At 70.0% G+C, this 17,129-nt stretch carries 16 protein-coding genes and 1 pseudogene; 8 read left to right on the top strand and 9 right to left on the bottom strand.

Annotated elements, in window-relative coordinates:
- Nucleotides 1–20: 20 nt before the first annotated feature.
- On the bottom strand, nucleotides 21–809 hold the full coding sequence (locus HCC78_RS15370) for an SDR family oxidoreductase (protein ID WP_172329675.1): 789 nt from the start codon (nucleotides 807–809) through the stop codon (nucleotides 21–23).
- 172 nt (nucleotides 810–981) lie between these two features.
- Here HCC78_RS15370 and ade point away from each other — a divergent pair, with 172 nt between their 5' ends.
- From ade to HCC78_RS15350, 4 genes are all read left to right on the top strand, one after another.
- The gene (gene ade, locus HCC78_RS15365; RefSeq protein ID WP_172329674.1) at nucleotides 982–2,676 is read left to right on the top strand and encodes an adenine deaminase; all 1,695 of its coding nucleotides are present in this window, start codon (nucleotides 982–984) and stop codon (nucleotides 2,674–2,676) included.
- Complete coding sequence (locus tag HCC78_RS15360; protein ID WP_172329673.1) at nucleotides 2,669–3,349, top strand: hypothetical protein; 681 nt, start codon at nucleotides 2,669–2,671, stop codon at nucleotides 3,347–3,349. The genes ade and HCC78_RS15360 overlap by 8 nt, the downstream gene beginning before the upstream one ends.
- A 68-nt stretch (nucleotides 3,350–3,417) precedes the next feature.
- Nucleotides 3,418–3,888, top strand: a complete 471-nt coding sequence (locus HCC78_RS15355; protein WP_172329672.1) for a DUF302 domain-containing protein — start codon at nucleotides 3,418–3,420, stop codon at nucleotides 3,886–3,888.
- A gap of 30 nt (nucleotides 3,889–3,918) precedes the next feature.
- Nucleotides 3,919–4,581, top strand: a complete 663-nt coding sequence (locus tag HCC78_RS15350; protein WP_172329671.1) for a DNA-3-methyladenine glycosylase I — start codon at nucleotides 3,919–3,921, stop codon at nucleotides 4,579–4,581.
- Between the two features lie 36 nt (nucleotides 4,582–4,617).
- Here the strand turns inward: HCC78_RS15350 and aqpZ are convergent, their stop codons facing one another.
- The 3 genes from aqpZ to HCC78_RS15335 all read right to left on the bottom strand — a co-directional run bounded on the left by aqpZ (nucleotide 4,618) and on the right by HCC78_RS15335 (nucleotide 7,556).
- Nucleotides 4,618–5,334: an aquaporin Z gene (gene aqpZ, locus HCC78_RS15345; RefSeq protein ID WP_172329670.1), complete on the bottom strand. Its 717-nt coding sequence runs from the start codon at nucleotides 5,332–5,334 to the stop codon at nucleotides 4,618–4,620.
- 174 nt (nucleotides 5,335–5,508) lie between these two features.
- A complete protein-coding gene (gene proS / locus HCC78_RS15340) occupies nucleotides 5,509–6,849 on the bottom strand; it encodes a proline--tRNA ligase (protein ID WP_172329669.1) in 1,341 nt (446 codons plus the stop codon).
- Nucleotides 6,850–7,406: 557 nt separating this feature from the next.
- Nucleotides 7,407–7,556: a hypothetical protein gene (locus HCC78_RS15335; protein ID WP_172329668.1), complete on the bottom strand. Its 150-nt coding sequence runs from the start codon at nucleotides 7,554–7,556 to the stop codon at nucleotides 7,407–7,409.
- A gap of 222 nt (nucleotides 7,557–7,778) precedes the next feature.
- Between HCC78_RS15335 and HCC78_RS15330 the strand changes: the two genes are divergently transcribed.
- The 4 genes from HCC78_RS15330 (at nucleotide 7,779) to HCC78_RS15315 (ending at nucleotide 13,966) form a co-directional block, all read left to right on the top strand.
- A complete protein-coding gene (locus tag HCC78_RS15330; protein ID WP_172329667.1) occupies nucleotides 7,779–8,897 on the top strand; it encodes an AI-2E family transporter in 1,119 nt (372 codons plus the stop codon).
- 7 nt (nucleotides 8,898–8,904) lie between these two features.
- Nucleotides 8,905–9,660 carry a chromosomal replication initiator DnaA gene (locus HCC78_RS15325; protein WP_172329666.1) on the top strand — a complete coding sequence of 252 codons (756 nt, stop codon included), beginning with the start codon at nucleotides 8,905–8,907 and terminating at the stop codon, nucleotides 9,658–9,660.
- Nucleotides 9,657–11,879: an RNA degradosome polyphosphate kinase gene (locus HCC78_RS15320; protein ID WP_172329732.1), complete on the top strand. Its 2,223-nt coding sequence runs from the start codon at nucleotides 9,657–9,659 to the stop codon at nucleotides 11,877–11,879. The genes HCC78_RS15325 and HCC78_RS15320 overlap by 4 nt, the downstream gene beginning before the upstream one ends.
- 554 nt (nucleotides 11,880–12,433) lie before the next feature.
- Nucleotides 12,434–13,966 (top strand): Ppx/GppA family phosphatase, encoded by a 1,533-nt coding sequence (locus HCC78_RS15315; protein WP_172329665.1) that lies wholly within the window; start codon nucleotides 12,434–12,436, stop codon nucleotides 13,964–13,966.
- Between the two features lie 518 nt (nucleotides 13,967–14,484).
- On the opposite strand, the gene HCC78_RS15310 is transcribed toward HCC78_RS15315, so the two are convergent.
- The 5 genes and pseudogenes from HCC78_RS15310 to HCC78_RS33750 all read right to left on the bottom strand — a co-directional run.
- Nucleotides 14,485–14,796 carry a hypothetical protein gene (locus HCC78_RS15310; protein ID WP_253949188.1) on the bottom strand — a complete coding sequence of 104 codons (312 nt, stop codon included), beginning with the start codon at nucleotides 14,794–14,796 and terminating at the stop codon, nucleotides 14,485–14,487.
- Nucleotides 14,797–14,822: 26 nt separating this feature from the next.
- Nucleotides 14,823–15,551 carry a class I SAM-dependent methyltransferase gene (locus HCC78_RS15305; protein WP_172329663.1) on the bottom strand — a complete coding sequence of 243 codons (729 nt, stop codon included), beginning with the start codon at nucleotides 15,549–15,551 and terminating at the stop codon, nucleotides 14,823–14,825.
- Between the two features lie 103 nt (nucleotides 15,552–15,654).
- Nucleotides 15,655–16,032, bottom strand: a complete 378-nt coding sequence (locus HCC78_RS15300; RefSeq protein WP_172329662.1) for a DUF305 domain-containing protein — start codon at nucleotides 16,030–16,032, stop codon at nucleotides 15,655–15,657.
- A gap of 56 nt (nucleotides 16,033–16,088) precedes the next feature.
- Nucleotides 16,089–16,442, bottom strand: a complete 354-nt coding sequence (locus HCC78_RS15295) for a hypothetical protein (protein WP_216671174.1) — start codon at nucleotides 16,440–16,442, stop codon at nucleotides 16,089–16,091.
- 493 nt (nucleotides 16,443–16,935) lie between these two features.
- A pseudogene (locus HCC78_RS33750) lies at nucleotides 16,936–17,129 on the bottom strand (IS5/IS1182 family transposase); the annotation flags it as partial.

The raw sequence follows: 17,129 nt of genomic DNA, 5'->3' as shown, positions 1-17,129 counted from the left end.
GCAAGCAGGCCGGGCGGAGATCACGCGCCCGCGCCCTGCGCGGCCTCCGCGGGCGGCGGCATCTTGAAGATCGCGTTGCCGCCATCGGCATAGAGCGCCGAACCGGTGACGAACGACGACTGGTCCGAGACCAGGAACAGCGCCGCCCGGGCGATCTCCTCCGGCGCGGCCATCCGCCCGAGCGCATGCATTCCGCGCACTGCCGCGTGGAAGGCCGGATCGGTGCCCGCCATCGGCGTCATCGTGCCGCCGGGCAGCAGCGCGTTGGCCCGCAGCCCCGCCGCGCCGTGCTCGGCCGCCAGGACCTGCACCAGCCCGGCCAGCCCCGCCTTGGCGGCGGCATAGGCGGCCATGCCCGGCAGGCCGATCCCCTGCCCGACGAAGGACGAGGTGAAGACCAGCGACCCGCCGCCCCGCGCCAGCAGGGCCGGGATCTGGTGCTTGGCGGCCAGGAAGGCCGCGGTCAGGTTGACCTCGAGCACCTCCTCCCAGTCCGGACGGGCCATCTGCGGCACCGGTCCCAGCGCGCCGGTGATCCCGGCATTGTTGAAGGCGGCATCGAGCCCGCCGAAGCGCGTGCAGGCCAGCCGGACCAGCGCGGCGGCGAACGCCTCGTCGCGCACGTCCCCGGCCAGCCAGGCCGCCTCGCCGCCTGCCGCGCGGACGTCCTGGGCCAGCGCCTCCAGCGCGTCGCCCCGCCGCGCGCCCAGAACCACCCGCGCACCCTCCGCGGCAAAGATTCGCGCCGCTGCCGCGCCGATCCCGCTGCTGGCCCCGGTCACGATCGCCGTCTTTCCCTGAAGCTGCATCTTCCGGCCCTCCCGAAGGCGTTTGTCCTGCCCCGATCACAGCACCGGGCCGCCGCCGGCGCGACCCGGAAGCTGCGCGAATCCGCGGCTTTCGGCGCACGCGGCCGCCTTTCCAATCGCTTCGGGCTCCGACATAATCGCGCCGAACAGATGCCGCCGGAGACGCGCCCCCATGTCAGATCTCGAAAACCGAATCGCGCAAGGACGGGGCGACCAGCCCGCCGATCTGGTGCTGCGCGGCGGACAGGTGCTGGACCTCGTCACCGGCGAGCTGCTGGACGGCGACGTCGCGATCTGCGGCGACACGATCGTCGGCATCTGCGCGGAATACGAGGCCGAGAAGGTGATCGACGTCACCGGCCAGATCCTCGTGCCGGGCTTCATCGACACGCATCTGCATGTCGAGAGCTCGCTGGTCACGCCGATGGAATTCGACCGCTGCGTCACCCCGCGCGGCGTCACCACCGCGATCTGCGACCCGCACGAGATCGCCAACGTGCTGGGCGCCAAGGGCATCCGCTGGTTCCAGGAATGCTCGCGCCACACGCTGATGGACCTGCGCGTCCAGATCAGCTCCTGCGTGCCATCGACCCACATGGAGACCGCGGGCGCCAAGCTGGAGGCCTCGGACCTCAGGCCGCTGATGGGGCATCCGTCGGGGATCGGGCTGGCCGAGTTCATGAACTACCCCGGCGTGATCCACCGCGACCCGGCAGCGCTGGCCAAACTCAGGCTCTACCAGCGCGGCCATATCGACGGGCATGCGCCGCTGCTGTCGGGCAAGGACCTCAACGCCTATGTCTCGGCGGGCATCCGCACCGAGCACGAGGCAACCAATCCCGAGGAAGCGCTGGAGAAGCTGCGCAAGGGCATGCGCATCCTGATCCGCGAGGGCTCCGTCTCGAAGGACATGCATGCGCTGCAGCCGCTGCTGACCGAGCGCACCTCGCCCTACATGTGCCTGTGCACCGACGACCGGAACCCGCTGGACATCGCCGAGCACGGCCATCTCGACTACATGATCCGCACGCTGATCTCGCTCGGCACCCCGCCGCTCGCCGCCTACCGCGCCGCGACCCTTTCGGCGGCGGAGGCATTCGGGCTGAAGGACCGCGGCATGATCGCGCCGGGCAAGCGCGCCGACATCGTCGCCATCGACAGCCTGGAGGGCTGCCATGCCCAGCTGGTCCTGGCCGCGGGCGTGGAAGTCACCGATGCCGCCTTTGCCACGCGCACGCCGGTGCAGCCGATCGGCCGCGGATCGGTCCGCGCGCCCGAGGTCGAGGCCGAGAGCTTCCGCCTCGCCGGGAACGCCGAAACCACCGACGTGATCGGCATCCGCGAGGGGCAGATCCTGACCGACCACCTGCAGCAGACCATCGCCATCGCCGACGGCGACAAGAAGCCCGACACCAAGCGCGACCTGATGCGCATCACCGTGATCGAGCGCCACGGCAAGAACGGCAACATCGCCAACGGCTTCGTCAAGGGCTTCGGGATGAAGGCCGGGGCGATCGCCTCCACCGTCTGCCACGACCACCACAACATCGCCGTGGTCGGCGCGGACTACGCCGACATGGCGCTGGCGGCGAACCGGCTGAGCGAGATCGAGGGCGGCTTCGTCGTCGCCAAGGGCGGCGAGATCCTCGCCGAGCTGGCGCTGCCGGTGGCCGGGCTGATGAGCCTTTCGCCCTTCGAGGAGGTCCGCGACCGGCTGGTCGAGCTGCGCGCCGCCGCGACGTCCCTGGGCGTCAAGCTGGAGGAGCCCTTCCTGCAGCTCGCCTTCCTCGCCCTGCCGGTCATCCCGGCGCTGAAGATCACGGACCGGGGCATGGTCGATGTCACCAAGTTCGAAATCATTGCCTAGGGTCCTGGTCCTGGCCGCGCTCTTGCTGCTTGCGGGCTGCACGACGCGCTACCTGACCGAGACCGAGAAGAGCTTCCTCGGCTCCACGCTGGGGCCGGGGCTCGATGCCGGGCAGATCACGCTGGCCAAGGGCGCCTTCATCGGGACCTGGCCGATGACCCGGCCCGCCCGGCCCTCGCTGACCTGCCGCGAGAAGATCTGGCCGCCCGAGAAGGGCACGGTGACCGGCTATGTCGGCGGCGTCACCGCCTTCGACCGGATCATGATCGCCCGGCGGCTCTACGACTCGGATTTCCTGGAGGAATACCCCGACACCCTGCCGCTGGCCCGCGCCATGTTCCTGGCGCACGAGGCCACCCATGTCTGGCAGTGGCAGCAGCGCAAGGTGACCGGCTACGCCCCCTGGAAGGCCGCGGCCGAGCACGGCGTCAGCGAGGATCCCTACCTGTTCGAGATCGCCGGGGACCGCGACTTCCTCGATTACGGCTACGAACAGCAGGCCAGCCTTGTGGAGGAATATGTCTGCTGCCGGGCACTCGATCCCGAGGGCGCCCGCACCGGGCGGCTGCGCGACATGCTCGATCCCTATTTTCCGGGCATGCAGTCCGAGGAAGCCGCCGGGGATGTCCGCATCCCCTGGAGCGGCGCCAAGATCCAGGGAATCTGCAACTGACCTCGCAGGCGAGTGACTGTGCCGGAGCGGCGGAGCGTGGCAGGATCGCCTCCAGGAAGGAGACTACCATGCTGCGCCTCGCCCTTGCCCTCTGCCTCGCCCTTGCGGCCGCCCTGCCCGCTGCCGCCGCGATCGACCGCCCCGGCTGGGGCAGCATCGACACCTCTAAGAGCTATTCCCGGCTCGTCGCCGCGGTGAAAGCCGCCGCCACGGCCGAGGGCATGGCCGTGGTCACCGAGGCCGGCCCCACCGAGGCCGCGGAGGCGCGCGGCATCGACATCCCCGGCAACCGCGTGATCGGCATCTTCAGCAACGACTACGCCGTTCGGATCCTGCGACTCTCCACCGCCGCGATGATCGAGGCGCCGCTGCGGATGTACGTGACCGAGAATCCGGACGGCACGGCGACGCTGTCCTGGAAGCTGCCGAGCGCGGTCTTTGGCCCCTATGCGGGCGAGGGCGGCAAGCCGCTGGCCGAAGCCGCCGAAGAGCTGGACGCGGTCTTCTCCGCCATCGCGCGGGAGGCCGCGGCAGACTAGACTGCACGCGAATCCGGCCGGGAGGACGCCATGCGCAGCTTCGACGAGATCTACGCCATCGCGGCGGACCGCAAGGGCGGCGCCGCCGCGATGGAGGCGCTGCTGCCGGTGCCGATCGCGCCGGAGGCGCTGGCCGCCATCCCCGAGCACCGCTGGCTTGCCGCCTTCGCGCGGCATCTCTTCGCCACCGGGCTGAGCTGGACCGTGATCGAGGCGAAATGGCCGGGCTTCGAAGAGGCCTTCGACGGCTTCGATCCCGATGCCTGCGCGATGATCGTCGAGGACCGGCTGGACGCGCTCTTGTCGGACACCCGCATCGTCCGGCACGGCGCCAAGATCCGCGCGGTGCAGGAAAACGCCGTCTTCCTGCGCGAGCTGCGCGCCGAGGGCGGGATAGGCCGCGTGGTGGCGGACTGGCCGGGCACGGAGTACCACAAGCTGGTGGCGATGCTGAAGGACCGCGGTTCGCGGCTGGGCGGAAGCACCGGGCCCTATGCGCTCAGGACGCTGGGGCGCGACGGCTGGGTCCTGTCGAAGGACGTCACCGCGCGGCTGGTCGCCGAAGGCGTGGTCGACAAGGCGCCGGGGTCGAAATCTTCGATGGAGAAGGTGCAGGCCGCCTTCAACGCCTGGGCGGCGGAATCGGGCCGCGGGCTGAGCCAGATCAGCCGCGTCCTCGCTGCCAGCATCTGAGGCGGAGGCGGGACCGGACGGCCCCGCCCCGGAAGGTCATTCGGCCGGATGGCGCATGCCGTAGGGATCGTCGCCCTCGAGCCCCTGCCAGATGAACGCGCCCAGCGCGGCCCCTGCCAGCGGCGCGACCCAGAAGACCCAGAGCTGGAGCAGCGCCGGTCCCTCGGCGAAGAGCGCCACGCCGGTGGATCGCGCCGGGTTCACCGAGGTGTTGTCGATCGGGATCGAGATCATGTGGATCAGCGTCAGCGTCAGGCCGATCGCCAGCGGCGCGAAGCCCGCGGGCGCGCGCGGCGCGGTGGCCCCGAGGATCACGATCACGAAGATGGCGGTCAGCACGATCTCGGTGACGATGGCCGCCACCATGCCGTAATGCTCGGGCGAGGCCTCTGCAAAGCCGTTGGTGGCAAAGCCGCCGGTCCCGGCAAAGCCGTCCTGCGCGGCGGCGATGAAATAGAGCAGCGCCGCGGCGGCAATGGCGCCCGCAACCTGCGACAGCCAGTAGGGCGCGACGTCCTTGGGATCGAACCGCCCCGCAAGCGCGAGGCCGAGCGTCACGGCCGGGTTGAAATGCCCGCCGGAGATATGGCCGACCGCATAGGCCATGGTGGTGACGGAAAGCCCGAAGGCGAGGCTGACGCCGAGCCAGCCGATCCCGACATCGGCAACGCCCGCCGACAGGATCGCGCTGCCGCAACCCGCAAATACAAGCCAGAAAGTTCCCAGGAACTCGGCCAGGGCACGTTGGAACATCTCTCAATCTCCTCAACCCGCAGCAAAGCTGCTGCAATGGTCAATTCGTACAGGGAGAGCCGGAAAATGCCCTAGCGGAAATTTTCGGACCTGCGCAAATCGGCGGGAATGCGGGAAATTGTTCCGGTGCGGGGAGATGTGCCGGGCAGCGCGCTGCCGCCCGGCACGGAAAGGTCAGGGATGCTTGCGGTAGATCTCGGTGACCTGGTGGACCGCCGCCTCGGGCGCCAGTTCGACGCTTTCGCCGGTGCGGCGCGAGGTCAGCTCCACCACGCCGTTCTTCAGGCCGCGGGGACCCACGGTGATCCGCCAGGGCAGGCCGATCAGGTCCATCGTCGCGAACTTCGCCCCTGCCCGCTCGTCGCGGTCGTCGTAGAGCGGCTCCAGCCCAGCCGTCTTCAGCTGGTCGTAGAGGTTCTCGCAGGCCGCATCCGCCGCCGCGTCGCCCTGCTTGAGGTTGACGATGCCGCAATGGAACGGGGTGACGCCTTCGGGCCAGATGATGCCCTTGTCGTCGTGGTTCGCCTCGATCAGCGCGCCCAGCAGGCGGCTGACGCCGATGCCGTGGCTGCCCATGTGGACCGGCACCTTGTTGCCTTCCGCGTCCTGCACCGTGGCGCCGAGCGGCTCGGAATACTTGGTGCCGAAATAGAAGATCTGGCCGACCTCGATGCCGCGGGCGACGCGGCGGCGCTCTTCGGGGATCTGGTTGAAGACCGCCTCGTCATGGGTCTCGTCGGTGCGGGCATAGCGCGAGGTGAACTCCTCCAGCACGCCCTGGCATTGCTCGACGCTGTCATAGTCGATGGCGCGGTCGCCGAAGGTCAGATCGGTGACCTCGGAATCGTAGAACACCTCGGACTCGCCGGTTTCCGCCAGCACCAGGAATTCATGCGTGTCCTCGCCGCCGATCGGGCCCGAGTCGGCGCGCATCGGGATCGCCTTCAGGCCCATCCGCTCGTAGGTGCGCAGGTAGCTGACCAGGTGGCGGTTGTAGGCATGCAGCGCGGCTTCCTTCGTCAGGTCGAAGTTGTAGCCGTCCTTCATCAGGAATTCGCGGCCGCGCATCACGCCGAAGCGCGGCCGGATCTCGTCGCGGAACTTCCACTGGATCTGGTACAGCGTCAGCGGCACGTCCTTGTAGGACTTCACGTAGCTGCGGAAGATGTCGGTGATCAGCTCCTCGGCCGTGGGGCTGAACAGCAGGTCGCGGCCGCCGCGGTCCTTGATGCGCAGCATTTCCTCGCCATAGGCGTCGTAGCGGCCGGATTCGCGCCACAGGTCGGCGGATTGCAGCGTCGGCATCAGCAGCGGGATGTGGCCCGCGCGCTCCTGCTCCTCGTGGACGATCTGCTGGATGCGTTCCAGCACGCGGAAGCCCAGCGGCAGCCAGGAATAGATGCCCGCAGAGGCCTGCTTGATCATGCCCGCGCGCAGCATCAGGCGGTGGCTGACGATCTGCGCCTCGGCGGGCGTCTCCTTCAGGACGGGCAGGAAGTAGCGGCTCAGGCGCATGGATGGTCCCCTTGGAAAACGGTCGGGCGGGTTTTCGGCGATTGCGCGGCGCTTGGCAAGGGAGGGCGGCGGTTTCGGCCGGAGCGGCGGCGAAGCCGGACACCGCAAGCCCCGGGGCCCGCGCCGGGAGCGGCAGGCGCTCCGGCATCTCCGCGGCGCGCGGCCCTGCCGGACCGCAGGCGCCCGGGCCGGGCAAGGCGCCGTGCAGGCCAGATGCAGGACAGGCCGCCGCCGGTGCTTGCGCTGCCGGTGCCGGAAATGCCCCCTGGATTGCCGGCGGCATCGGCCGCGGGCCGGCCGATCGTCAGGACCGCACCCGAGACCGGGACCGCGGCATGGGGTGCTGCATGGCTGGTCCGTTCCCGGCAGAGGGCACGGAAAGCATGCCGTTGGCGCGGGGCCCCGGATGACAGCACCGGCCGGAGACGTTCCCTCCGCGTCCGGATCGGCAGTCACCGCGGCGGGCGGCACCGGACATTGCCGGGGCCATTCCCGCGCATCGGTTCCGGGGACGGCGGCAACCGGGCCAGGAGGCTCCTCGGGAAGCGGGTTGCCCCTCAGTCTCCGGGCTTGGGGGACGGCCGGTCGGGGGGCGGCGCCTCGGCCCTGCCCTTGACGCCGAAGCCTTCGGTCGGCGTCCCGAAGAACCCGGCATGGGCAGATGCGGCCGACAGGACGAGCAGGACGACGGCGAGAGCGGATTTCATGGGGCAATCTCCTTCATGGCAATCCGGACATCGTGCCCGGTCCGGTCCCGCCTGTCACTCCGCCCCGGAGGCAGGGTCGGGATAACCTTGCCCTGCAGGCGGCCATGCCGCGGCATTTGCCGAAAACGGCCCTCCCCGGAAGGGAACTTCCCGCTATAGTCCGGAAGGGGGCTGCGGCAGAGGCCGCGCGCCCCGCGTGCAAGGTAACCAGCGAGAGGTTTCATGGCCCTGCCCTCCAAGACCCAGGCAAAGATCTGGAGCGTCGCCGCCGTCCTGACCCTGGCCGTCCTGTGGTTCCTCGGGCCGCAGCTTCTGCCCTTCGTGATGGGCGCCGCGATCGCCTACCTGCTCGACCCGGTGGCCGACCGGCTGGAGGCCGCGGGGCTGAGCCGCGCCCTGTCCGTCGCCGTGATCTCGCTGGTGGCAGTGCTGGTCTTCGCGATCTGCCTGCTGCTGATCATCCCGTCGCTGGTCAGCCAGTCGGTCTCCTTCGTCGAGGCGCTGCCGGGCTACCTGCAGGCCTTCCGCGATTTCCTCGCCGCGCGCTTCCCCGACCAGCTGCAGGAGGGATCCGCGCTGCAGCAGGGGCTGTCCACGGTGATCGAGACGCTGAAATCCCGCGGCGGCGAGCTGCTGAACACCGCGCTCTCCTCGGCGATGAGCTTCGTCAACGTGCTGACGCTGATCGTCATCGTGCCCGTCGTGTCGGTCTACCTGCTGGTCGACTGGGACCGGATGATCGCGCGGATCGACGAACTTCTGCCGCGCGACCACGCCCCGGCGATCCGCCGCATCGCAGGCGAAATCGACGAGACCCTGTCGGGCTTCATCCGCGGCCAAGGCACGGTCTGCCTGATCATGGGCGCGTACTACGCCATCGGGCTGATGCTGACCGGGCTGAATTTCGGCCTTCTGATCGGCACGCTGGCGGGCATCGTGACCTTCATTCCCTTCGTCGGGGCGATCCTGGGCGGCGTGCTGGCCATCGGCGTCTCCATCGTCCAGTTCTGGGACACGCCGCTGATGATCGGCGCCGTGGCGGGGGTGTTCTTCCTCGGCCAGTTCCTGGAAGGCAACCTGATCACGCCGAAGCTGGTGGGCGAGTCCGTCGGGCTGCACCCGGTGTGGCTGCTGCTGGCGCTGTCGGTCTTCGGCGCGATCTTCGGCTTCGTCGGCCTGCTGGTCGCCGTTCCGCTGGCGGCGATGATCGGCGTTCTTGTTCGGTTCTTCGTGGACCAGTACAAGACGGGACGACTCTACCTGGGCTACGAGGCGCTGACCCGGCGTCCCGGCGCCCCCGATCCGCAGCACGACAGACCCGACCCGACAGAAAGCCCGTAAGCCCCGGATGACCGACGCCGCCGAAGCCCAGCTTGTCCTAGACGTGCTTTCAGGCACGGTCTGCATGACGCGCGGCAGCTTCTTCGAGGGCCCCTGCAACACCGTCGCCCTGTCCGAGATCCTGACTTCGGATTTCTGGGACGGCGAGCCTCGGGTGCTGACCGGCACCGCGAATGTCGGCAAGAGCCACCTGGCGCAGGTCTTCGCGCAGGAAACCGGGGCGCTGGCGCTCTCCGCCGACCGGCTGGCCGCCGACAGCGTGCCGCGCGCCGCGGAGCGCCCGGCGCTGGTGCTGGAAGATGCCCACCGGCTGGCCGGGGACGCGATCCGCGAGCAGATCGCCTTCCACCTGTTCAACCAGGCCCGCGACCTCGGCCATCCGATGCTGGTCACCGGGCGCGGCGCGGTGCGCGACTGGGGGCTCAGCCTGCCCGACCTGTCGAGCCGGCTTACCGCGGCTGCACAGATCCGCGTCACGAACCCCGACATGGACACGCTCAGGATGGTGCTGATCAAGCTTTTTTCCGACCGTCAGCTTGCAGTCCCGCCGGAGACGGTGGAATATGCCCTACAGCGGATGGAACGGTCCTTCGCCGCGGCCTCCGCCCTGGTTGCCGCGCTCGACCAGACCAACCTGCTGCGGAACCGCAGGATCGACCGCAGCATGATCCGCGAGATCCTTACACAAGAACAAGAGGGACCCGATCCCCGAGGAGGCCCAGAATTAACATCGCCTTTCCGCCCACGAATTCCGCGGCGCTGAGCACCGCTGATTTCCTGAATTCAGATTTTCCCGAACCGACCGAGCTTGCCGGGTTCGATCCCGAGGGTCCGCAGCGTTTCTTCAACCGCGAACTGAGCTGGCTGGCCTTCAACTGGCGCGTGCTCGAAGAGGCCGGCAATCCCGACGTGCCGCTTCTGGAGCGGCTGCGCTTCGTCTCGATTTCCGCCAACAACCTCGACGAATTCTACACCGTGCGGGTCGCGGGCCTGCGCGAGCTGGCCAATTCCGGGATCACCACCCCGGCCGCCGACGGCCGCACCCCGGCCGAGCAGCTGGCGCTGATCGACGCCGATGCCCGCGCGCTGATGCTGGAGCAGCAGCGCTGCTGGAACCTGCTCCGCAAGGAGATGGAGGCCGAGGGCATCGTCGTCGTGGGCCGCAAGGGGCTCAACGCCGCCGACAGGACCGTGATGGAGCAGCATTTCCTCTCCCAGGTCTTCCCGGTGCTGACGCCGCTGGCGGTGGATCCGGCGCATCCCTTCCCATTCATCCCGAATGGCGGCTTCTCGCTGGCGCTGATGCTGGAGCGGCGCAGCGACAAGCGCCACCTGCGCGCGCTGCTGCCGGTGCCGGGACAGGTGCCGCGCTTCCTGTCGCTGCCCAGGGACCGCAGCCGCCGCCAGCGCTTCCTGCCGCTCGAAGAGCTGCTGCTGATGCATGTCGAACACCTCTTCCCCGGCCATGACCTGATCGGCGACTGCGCCTTCCGGATCCTGCGGAACTCGGATCTCGAAGTGGAGGAAGAGGCCGAGGACCTGGTGCGCGAATTCGAGGTCGCGCTGAAGCGCCGCCGCCGCGGCGAGGTGATCCGCATGAAGATCTCCGGCGGCGCGCCGGCGGAGCTGCGCCGGATGATCGTGCGCGAGACCGGGCTGAAGGACGAGGAAGTCGTCGACATCAAGGGGATGATCGGCGTCGTCGACCTCAAGGAGCTGGTGCTCGACAACCGGCCGGACCTGCTGTGGCCGTCCTACACGCCGCGCGTCCCGGAACGGGTGCAGGATTTCGACGGCGACATCTTCGGCGCGGTCCACCAGAAGGACATGCTGCTGCACCACCCCTACGAGAGCTTCGACATGGTGGTGCGCTTCCTGCAGCAGGCGGCGCGCGATCCGAACGTGCTGGCGATCAAGCAGACCCTCTACCGCACCTCGCGCGACAGCCCGATCGTGGCGGCGCTCTGCGAGGCGGCCGAGGACGGCAAGTCGGTCACCGCGCTGGTCGAGCTCAAGGCGCGCTTCGACGAGGCTGCCAACATCCGCCAGAGCCGGATGCTGGAACGGGCCGGCGTGCATGTCGTCTACGGCTTCACCAACTACAAGACCCATGCCAAGATCAGCTCGGTGGTGCGCCGCGAAGGCGACCGGCTGGTGACCTATTCCCATTACGGCACCGGCAACTACCACCCGATCACGGCGCGCATCTATACCGATGTCAGCCTGCTGACCTGCGACGAGGCGCTGGGGCGCGACGCGACGCGCGTGTTCAACTACCTCTCGGGCTATGCCAAGCCGGACACGCTGGAGAACCTCAAGATCAGCCCCCACATGCTGAAGCCCTTCCTGCTGGAGGCGCTGGAGCGCGAGGCGCTGCATGCCGCGCAGGGCAGGCCCGCCGAGGTCTGGGCCAAGCTCAACGCGGTGATCGACCCCGAGGTGATCGACGCGCTCTACAAGGCCAGCCAGGCGGGGGTGAAGATCAGCCTCGTGGTGCGCGGCATCTGCGGCGTGCGGCCCGGCATTACGGGGCTCAGCGAGAACATCCGGGTCAAGTCGATCGTCGGCCGCTTTCTCGAGCATTCGCGCATCGTCTGCTTCGGCAACGGCGGCGGGCTGCCCTCGGATGCGGCGCGGGTCTTCATCTCCTCCGCCGACTGGATGGGGCGCAACCTGAACCGCCGGGTGGAGACGCTGGTGGAGATCCACAACGACACGGTGCGCGACCAGATCGTCGAGCAGATCATGGCCGCCAACCTGCGCGACGAGGCGCATAGCTGGGTGCTGATGCCCGACGGGCACTTCATGCGTCCCGAGACCGCGCAGGCCCCGGGCGCCTTCAGCTGCCACGACTTCTTCATGAAGACGCCCTCGCTCTCGGGCCGCGGCTCGGCGGGGATCGGCGACGTGCCGCAGCTCACCCTGCCGCAGGAGATCCGCCCCGGCAACGATCCCGACCGCGCGCCCCTGGCCCGCGACTGACATCCGCGCCTCCGCCGTCGCAGCGGGGGCGCATCGCCATCGGCGGCCAAAGCGGCCCGGCGGAACCGGCAGGCGACCGTGCCGGGGACGTCCGCGCAGAGGCTGCCGGTGCTTGCCGGAAGCAGCGTGTGCGCCTTACGTTACGGGAGGGACAACCTTCCCGGTGCAGCATCGGTCGCATGACGGCCTCCTGCCACTGCCCGGAGATCTGATCGAGCGCGGCGGCTCCGCGGAAGTGGCCGCCCGCGCGGCATGCCCGGGGAAACCGGCTGGCGGATCGGGCTGCCGCAGCCGGTCGCAGCCGTCCCAAGGCAGGACACCTGTAGCCGCTATCCCATCGGCGGCGGGCCTGCAGAGAAGCATGATCCTTGCGCCCCCGCCCGCGCGGCCATCATGTTCCGACGCACCGCCCTGGCCCCTGCCGCGCTGCAGCAACCCGCTGCGCGGTTCCGGTCCTTGCCGCCGCTGCGTCGCAGGCGGGAACGCGGAGGTTGCGTCCCCGTCCCCAATGGCCCTAGGTAGACACCGGATTGGCATCAACGGAACCCAAGCACGTGTCACCTGATCCAGGCTTTTTCGGCCCGCCGCCGGTCGATCCGGCAGAAGTCCAGCGCCTGTCCCGAGTCGGCGTCGTCGATGTCGGTTCGAACTCGGTCCGGCTGGTGATCTTCGACGGGGCGGCCCGCTCCCCGGCCTATTTCTTCAACGAGAAGGTGCTCTGCGGGCTCGGCCGCGATCTGGCCGAAACCGGCCGGCTCAACCCCGAAGGCAAGACCCGCGCGCTGGCCGCGCTCAACCGCTTCCAGCACATCGGCGAAAGCCTCGGCATCACGCCGATGCTGGCCGTGGCCACCGCCGCGATGCGGGTGGCCGAGGACGGGCCGGATTTCCAGCAGGAGATCCTGGACCGCACCGGCATGCGGCTGCGCGTGATCGACGGCGCCGAGGAGGCCCGGCTCGCGGCCCAGGGCGTGCTGCTCGGCTGGCCCGAAGCGTCGGGCTATGTCTGCGACATCGGCGGGTCGTCCATGGAGCTGGCACAGGTTTCCGCGGGCGAGATCGGCTGGCGCGACACCTCTGCCCTGGGGCCGCTGGCGCTGTCGCAGCTCGGCTCCGAGAAGGCCGTGCGCGCCCGCGTCGAGGAACAGCTTAAGCGGCTGCGCAAGGCGATGCCGGACCAGCCCTCGCGGCTGTACCTGGTCGGCGGCTCCTGGCGCGCGATCGCCAAGATCGACATGGTGCGCCGCGAATACCCGCTGCAGGTGCTGCACGAATACCGGCTCGACCGCGACACCCTGCCGGCCACGCTCGACCTGATCGACAGCGCCGATCCCTACACGCTGCGCAAGCAGGCCGGCATCTCGGGCGAGCGCATGGCGCTGCTGCCGATGGCGGGCCAGGTGCTGCGCGGGCTGCTCAAGGTGCTGGAGCCCGAGGAAATCTTCGTCTCGGCCTACGGGCTGCGCGAGGGGCTGCTCTACGAGGAGATGCCCGAAGCGCTGCGCACCGCCGATCCGCTGATCGAATCCTGCCGCCATGCCGAAATGAGCTCGGCCCGCGTGCCGGGCTTCGGCGCCACGCTATACGGCTACGTGCGCAGCCTCTTCCCCGATGCCGACCGCGCGCGGCTGCGGCTGATCAAGGCGGCCTGCCTGCTGCATGACGTCAGCTGGCGCACCCATCCGGACTACCGCGCCGAGGTGTGCTTCGACTATGCCGCCCGCGCCAACATGGGCGGGCTGAGCCATGGCGAGCGGGTCTATCTGGGGCTGGCGCTGCTGCACCGCTACAAGAACAACCGCGCGGGCACCCGCTTCGACGCGCTGCGGCCGCTGCTGACCGACGAAGAGGTGCGCGAGGCGGAGATCCTCGGCCGCGCGCTGCGCTTCGGGGCAATGCTGACGCTGGGCGGCGACGAAGACATGGGGCGGCTCGACTGGGATCCGGCGGCGAAACGGCTGGTGCTGCACCTGTCGGACCACACGCAGCCGCTGTTCGGCGAAGTCTCGGAGGCGCGCTTCATGGCGCTGGCAAAGGCGCTGGAGGCCGAGGTGTCGGTGCTGGCGCCGGAATCGCTGGCGGGCTGAACGGCCCCGGAGCGGCCGGCTCCGCCGGACCGGCATGCCCGGCGCAGCGGCGGCATCGGACGAGAACCGGCGACCGGACCGGGCCACTCCGCGCGGGGATGATCGACTGCGCGTCATCTGCCTGCAGCGGCAGGCGCCGCGAAAGAGCCGCGTCCTGCGGCGCAGGATGGCTCCGATCCGCACTGCCCAACCTGGACTGCCGCTGCCCCCACGGGCAGGTCCGTCCGGAGGCGACGGCCGCACCCGCAGCACGACCCTGCCCTTGCCGCGGGCGCAGAAGCGGCGGGTCCGGACAGTTTTACTGCACCGCGGCAGCCGCGCGCGCCTGTCGGCCGGTGCCGCGCCGCAAGACGGCGGAGTTCCCCTGCCTCCAGCCCCGCCTTGGCGGAGGCAAGGCCACGGCACCATTCATCTGCCGGAGACCACCGGCCCGCCTGCATCAGGTGGCTGGCGCGCCCCATGCCGCGGAAAGCCCGCGCGGACAGCTGCCGGAGCGGCCCGCCTCGAAGCGGCCGGCGTCAGGCCCGGATATAGGCCCAGCCCTCGGCCTGGCGCTCGGCCAGGTGCACCACGGCGGCGGGCACCACGGCCAGGTGGACGGGCGCCTCCAGCCCCTGACCGGCCAGGGAATTGCCGCAGAGCCGCAGGAAGGGATCGGTGGCGGGATCCGGCGTCGCGATCGCCGGGGCAACGCCCGCGGCATTGGCGACGATCTCGACCAGCGCGTCGGGCCGCGCCTTCATCAGGTTGCGCGCATTGCTGCGGGCGCGGGCCAGGGCGGCTTCGGTCGGCGCGTGGATCAGGACATGGAGCGAGGGCATCTGCGGCATCCGTTCTGCTGGCGGTCCGTCCCGTTCTACCCTGCTCCGGCCGGACGGCGATGCGGCATCGCCGCGCCCCGCCGCCGCCGCGCCCGCGCTACCTTCAGCTCGAACCCCAGGCCCTCGGCCTTTGGCAGAAGCGCCTTGCCCATCGAGCCGAAGACCGGCCGTCCCACCTCGGCGGCGAATTCGCAGACCGCGCGGGTCACTCCCGGCCAGGTCCCGTAATCATCGGCGACGAGGATGCCCTCGGGCTCCAGCAGCGGCCAGTAGCCGCGCAGGTCCGACAGGCAGGCGGCATGGTCATGGCTGGCATCGACATGGATCACCCCGGCCGTCACGCCGAGCGCCGCCAGTGCCCGCGCCGCGGAATGGCCGTCCATCGGCAAGGGCACGATCGCCTGCTGCAGCCCAGCCTCGAAGACATTGGCCAGGAAGGTGCGGTAGAGCGTCGGATAGCCGTCCACCGGCGCCAGCTCGGCCCGCCGTCCCGCCGCCGCCAGATGCCCGGCCGAGCCAAGCCAGGTGTCGATCGCCAGGATCTCGGCGCCGTTGCCCTGGCGCTGCAGCAGCCCGCCCATGTGGATCGCGGACATGCCCTTCCAGACGCCGAGCTCGATCACCAGCCGCGGCTCCACCTCGCGCAGCGCCGCCTCGAGGAAGGGATGGGACGAGTTCCAGCCCTGCCGGTCGGCCCGGCCCGGGTCGTGGACGTAGCTGGCGAAGGGATCCTCCAGCCCCAGCCTCTCGCGTATGCCTGCCATGCCTGCCCCCTGCGCGCTCCTGCGCGGGCAGGCTGGCCCGACATGGTGAAGCCGGGGTTAACGGCAGCATGCGGGAGGCCCTGGCCGGGCCTCCCGCCGTCCGTCAATCGGCGGCGAGCCGGGCCAGCATTTCCGTCATCTCGGAGATCTCCTGCTCCTGCGCAGCGATGATCCGCTCCGCAAGCGCGCGGGTTTCCGGGTCGGTGCCGTGCGCGAGCTCCACCTTCGCCATGTCGAGGGCGGATTGGTGATGCGGGATCATCATGACCAGGAAATCGGCATCGGCATTGCCGGTGGAGGGCATTTCGGCCATCGCGCCCATCATGTCGTCCATTGCGTCCATGTAGCCCTGCATGGCCGCGCCGGAGCCCTCGTGCCCATGGGCGGAATGGTCCATTCCGGACATGGTCATGGCGCTTTCGGCGAAGGCGGGCGCGGCAAGCAGCAGGGCAGCGCCTGCAACGAGTGGGAATCGGGTCATCTGTCTGTCCTCTTCAAGGTGCGGTCTCGGGTCTGCCCGTCCTGCGGGCGGAGCGGTCACGCCTTGGGAGGATGGTCGGGACCGGAAAGCCCCGGCGATGCCAGCCGCTCGATTCCCGGCCGCGCATAGCGGATCTGGCGGAGCGTCCCGCCGGCCGCGCCGGAGCACGGGAGCGCGAGCGGCGCGCAGCAGAGGGCGGCCCCGGTCCCGGTGGCATCCCCGGCATGGCAGGGCTGAGCCGCGGCCGTCCCGCCCCCCGGATGGTGCATGTCCGCGGCGGCCTGCGCGCCCGTCGCGGCATCCATGGCATGGGCGGCGGCGGCCTGCAGCGCGGGAATGGCCACGGCCAGCGCCGCGAGCTTCGCGGCGAGCACGAGAACCATGAGGGCGCTGCGGAGGGCTCGGATCATGGCGGCAGGAAGCACCGGCCGCACCGGCAAGTCCAATGACACCGGCGTGAAGGCCGGAAAGTCGCGCTGCCACCGCACCCACCGGACCGCATGGACAGACGCGCCTCCTGCCGGAAGTTCCGCGGCGGCCTGCGCTGCATGTCCCCCCGCCGGCAGGATGCCCCGCAGTGCCCAGCCCGGCTCCGGGCCGGCGACCCGGCCGGACGGCATGTCCCAGCTGGCCGCCGCCTTCGGGTGCACCCTGCCGCAACGGCGGAGACCGGCCCTATCCGGGCCGTGCAATGGGATACGCACTGCTGGGCGTCCCATGCCTCCCGAGCCAGCGAGCGTTCGCCTCTGCACGCGGCCCCGCGGCGAATGCCGCGAGGGCTGCCAGGGTCCAGGCCGATACACGGAAATCCGCCAAGCGGCGCGGACGCCCTGCGCCTGACCTTTGCTGCCCGGCAAAAGTGCCGGGCCAGGCTGGGAATCTCGGGTGAGGACTCGTTCTCTCTCAAAGCCAGAAGATGACGGTTACGGCGAGGGCGATCGCTGGGAAGACAGTTTTCGGGCAGCGGCCGTAGCGTGTCGCGCCCCTCCGCCAGTCCTTCAGCTTGCCGGACAAGATCCCGCTGCGGTGGCGCCGCTTGCATCGGCGCTTGCCGTGGCGGACGGACGTCTTCCGTTTCCTCCGGCCGGGGATGCAAG

Source organism: Mangrovicoccus sp. HB161399 (genome assembly GCF_013184745.1).
Classification (GTDB): domain Bacteria; phylum Pseudomonadota; class Alphaproteobacteria; order Rhodobacterales; family Rhodobacteraceae; genus Mangrovicoccus.
Note: the sequence above shows the minus strand (reverse complement) of the source record. Positions and strands in the feature narration are given on the sequence as shown.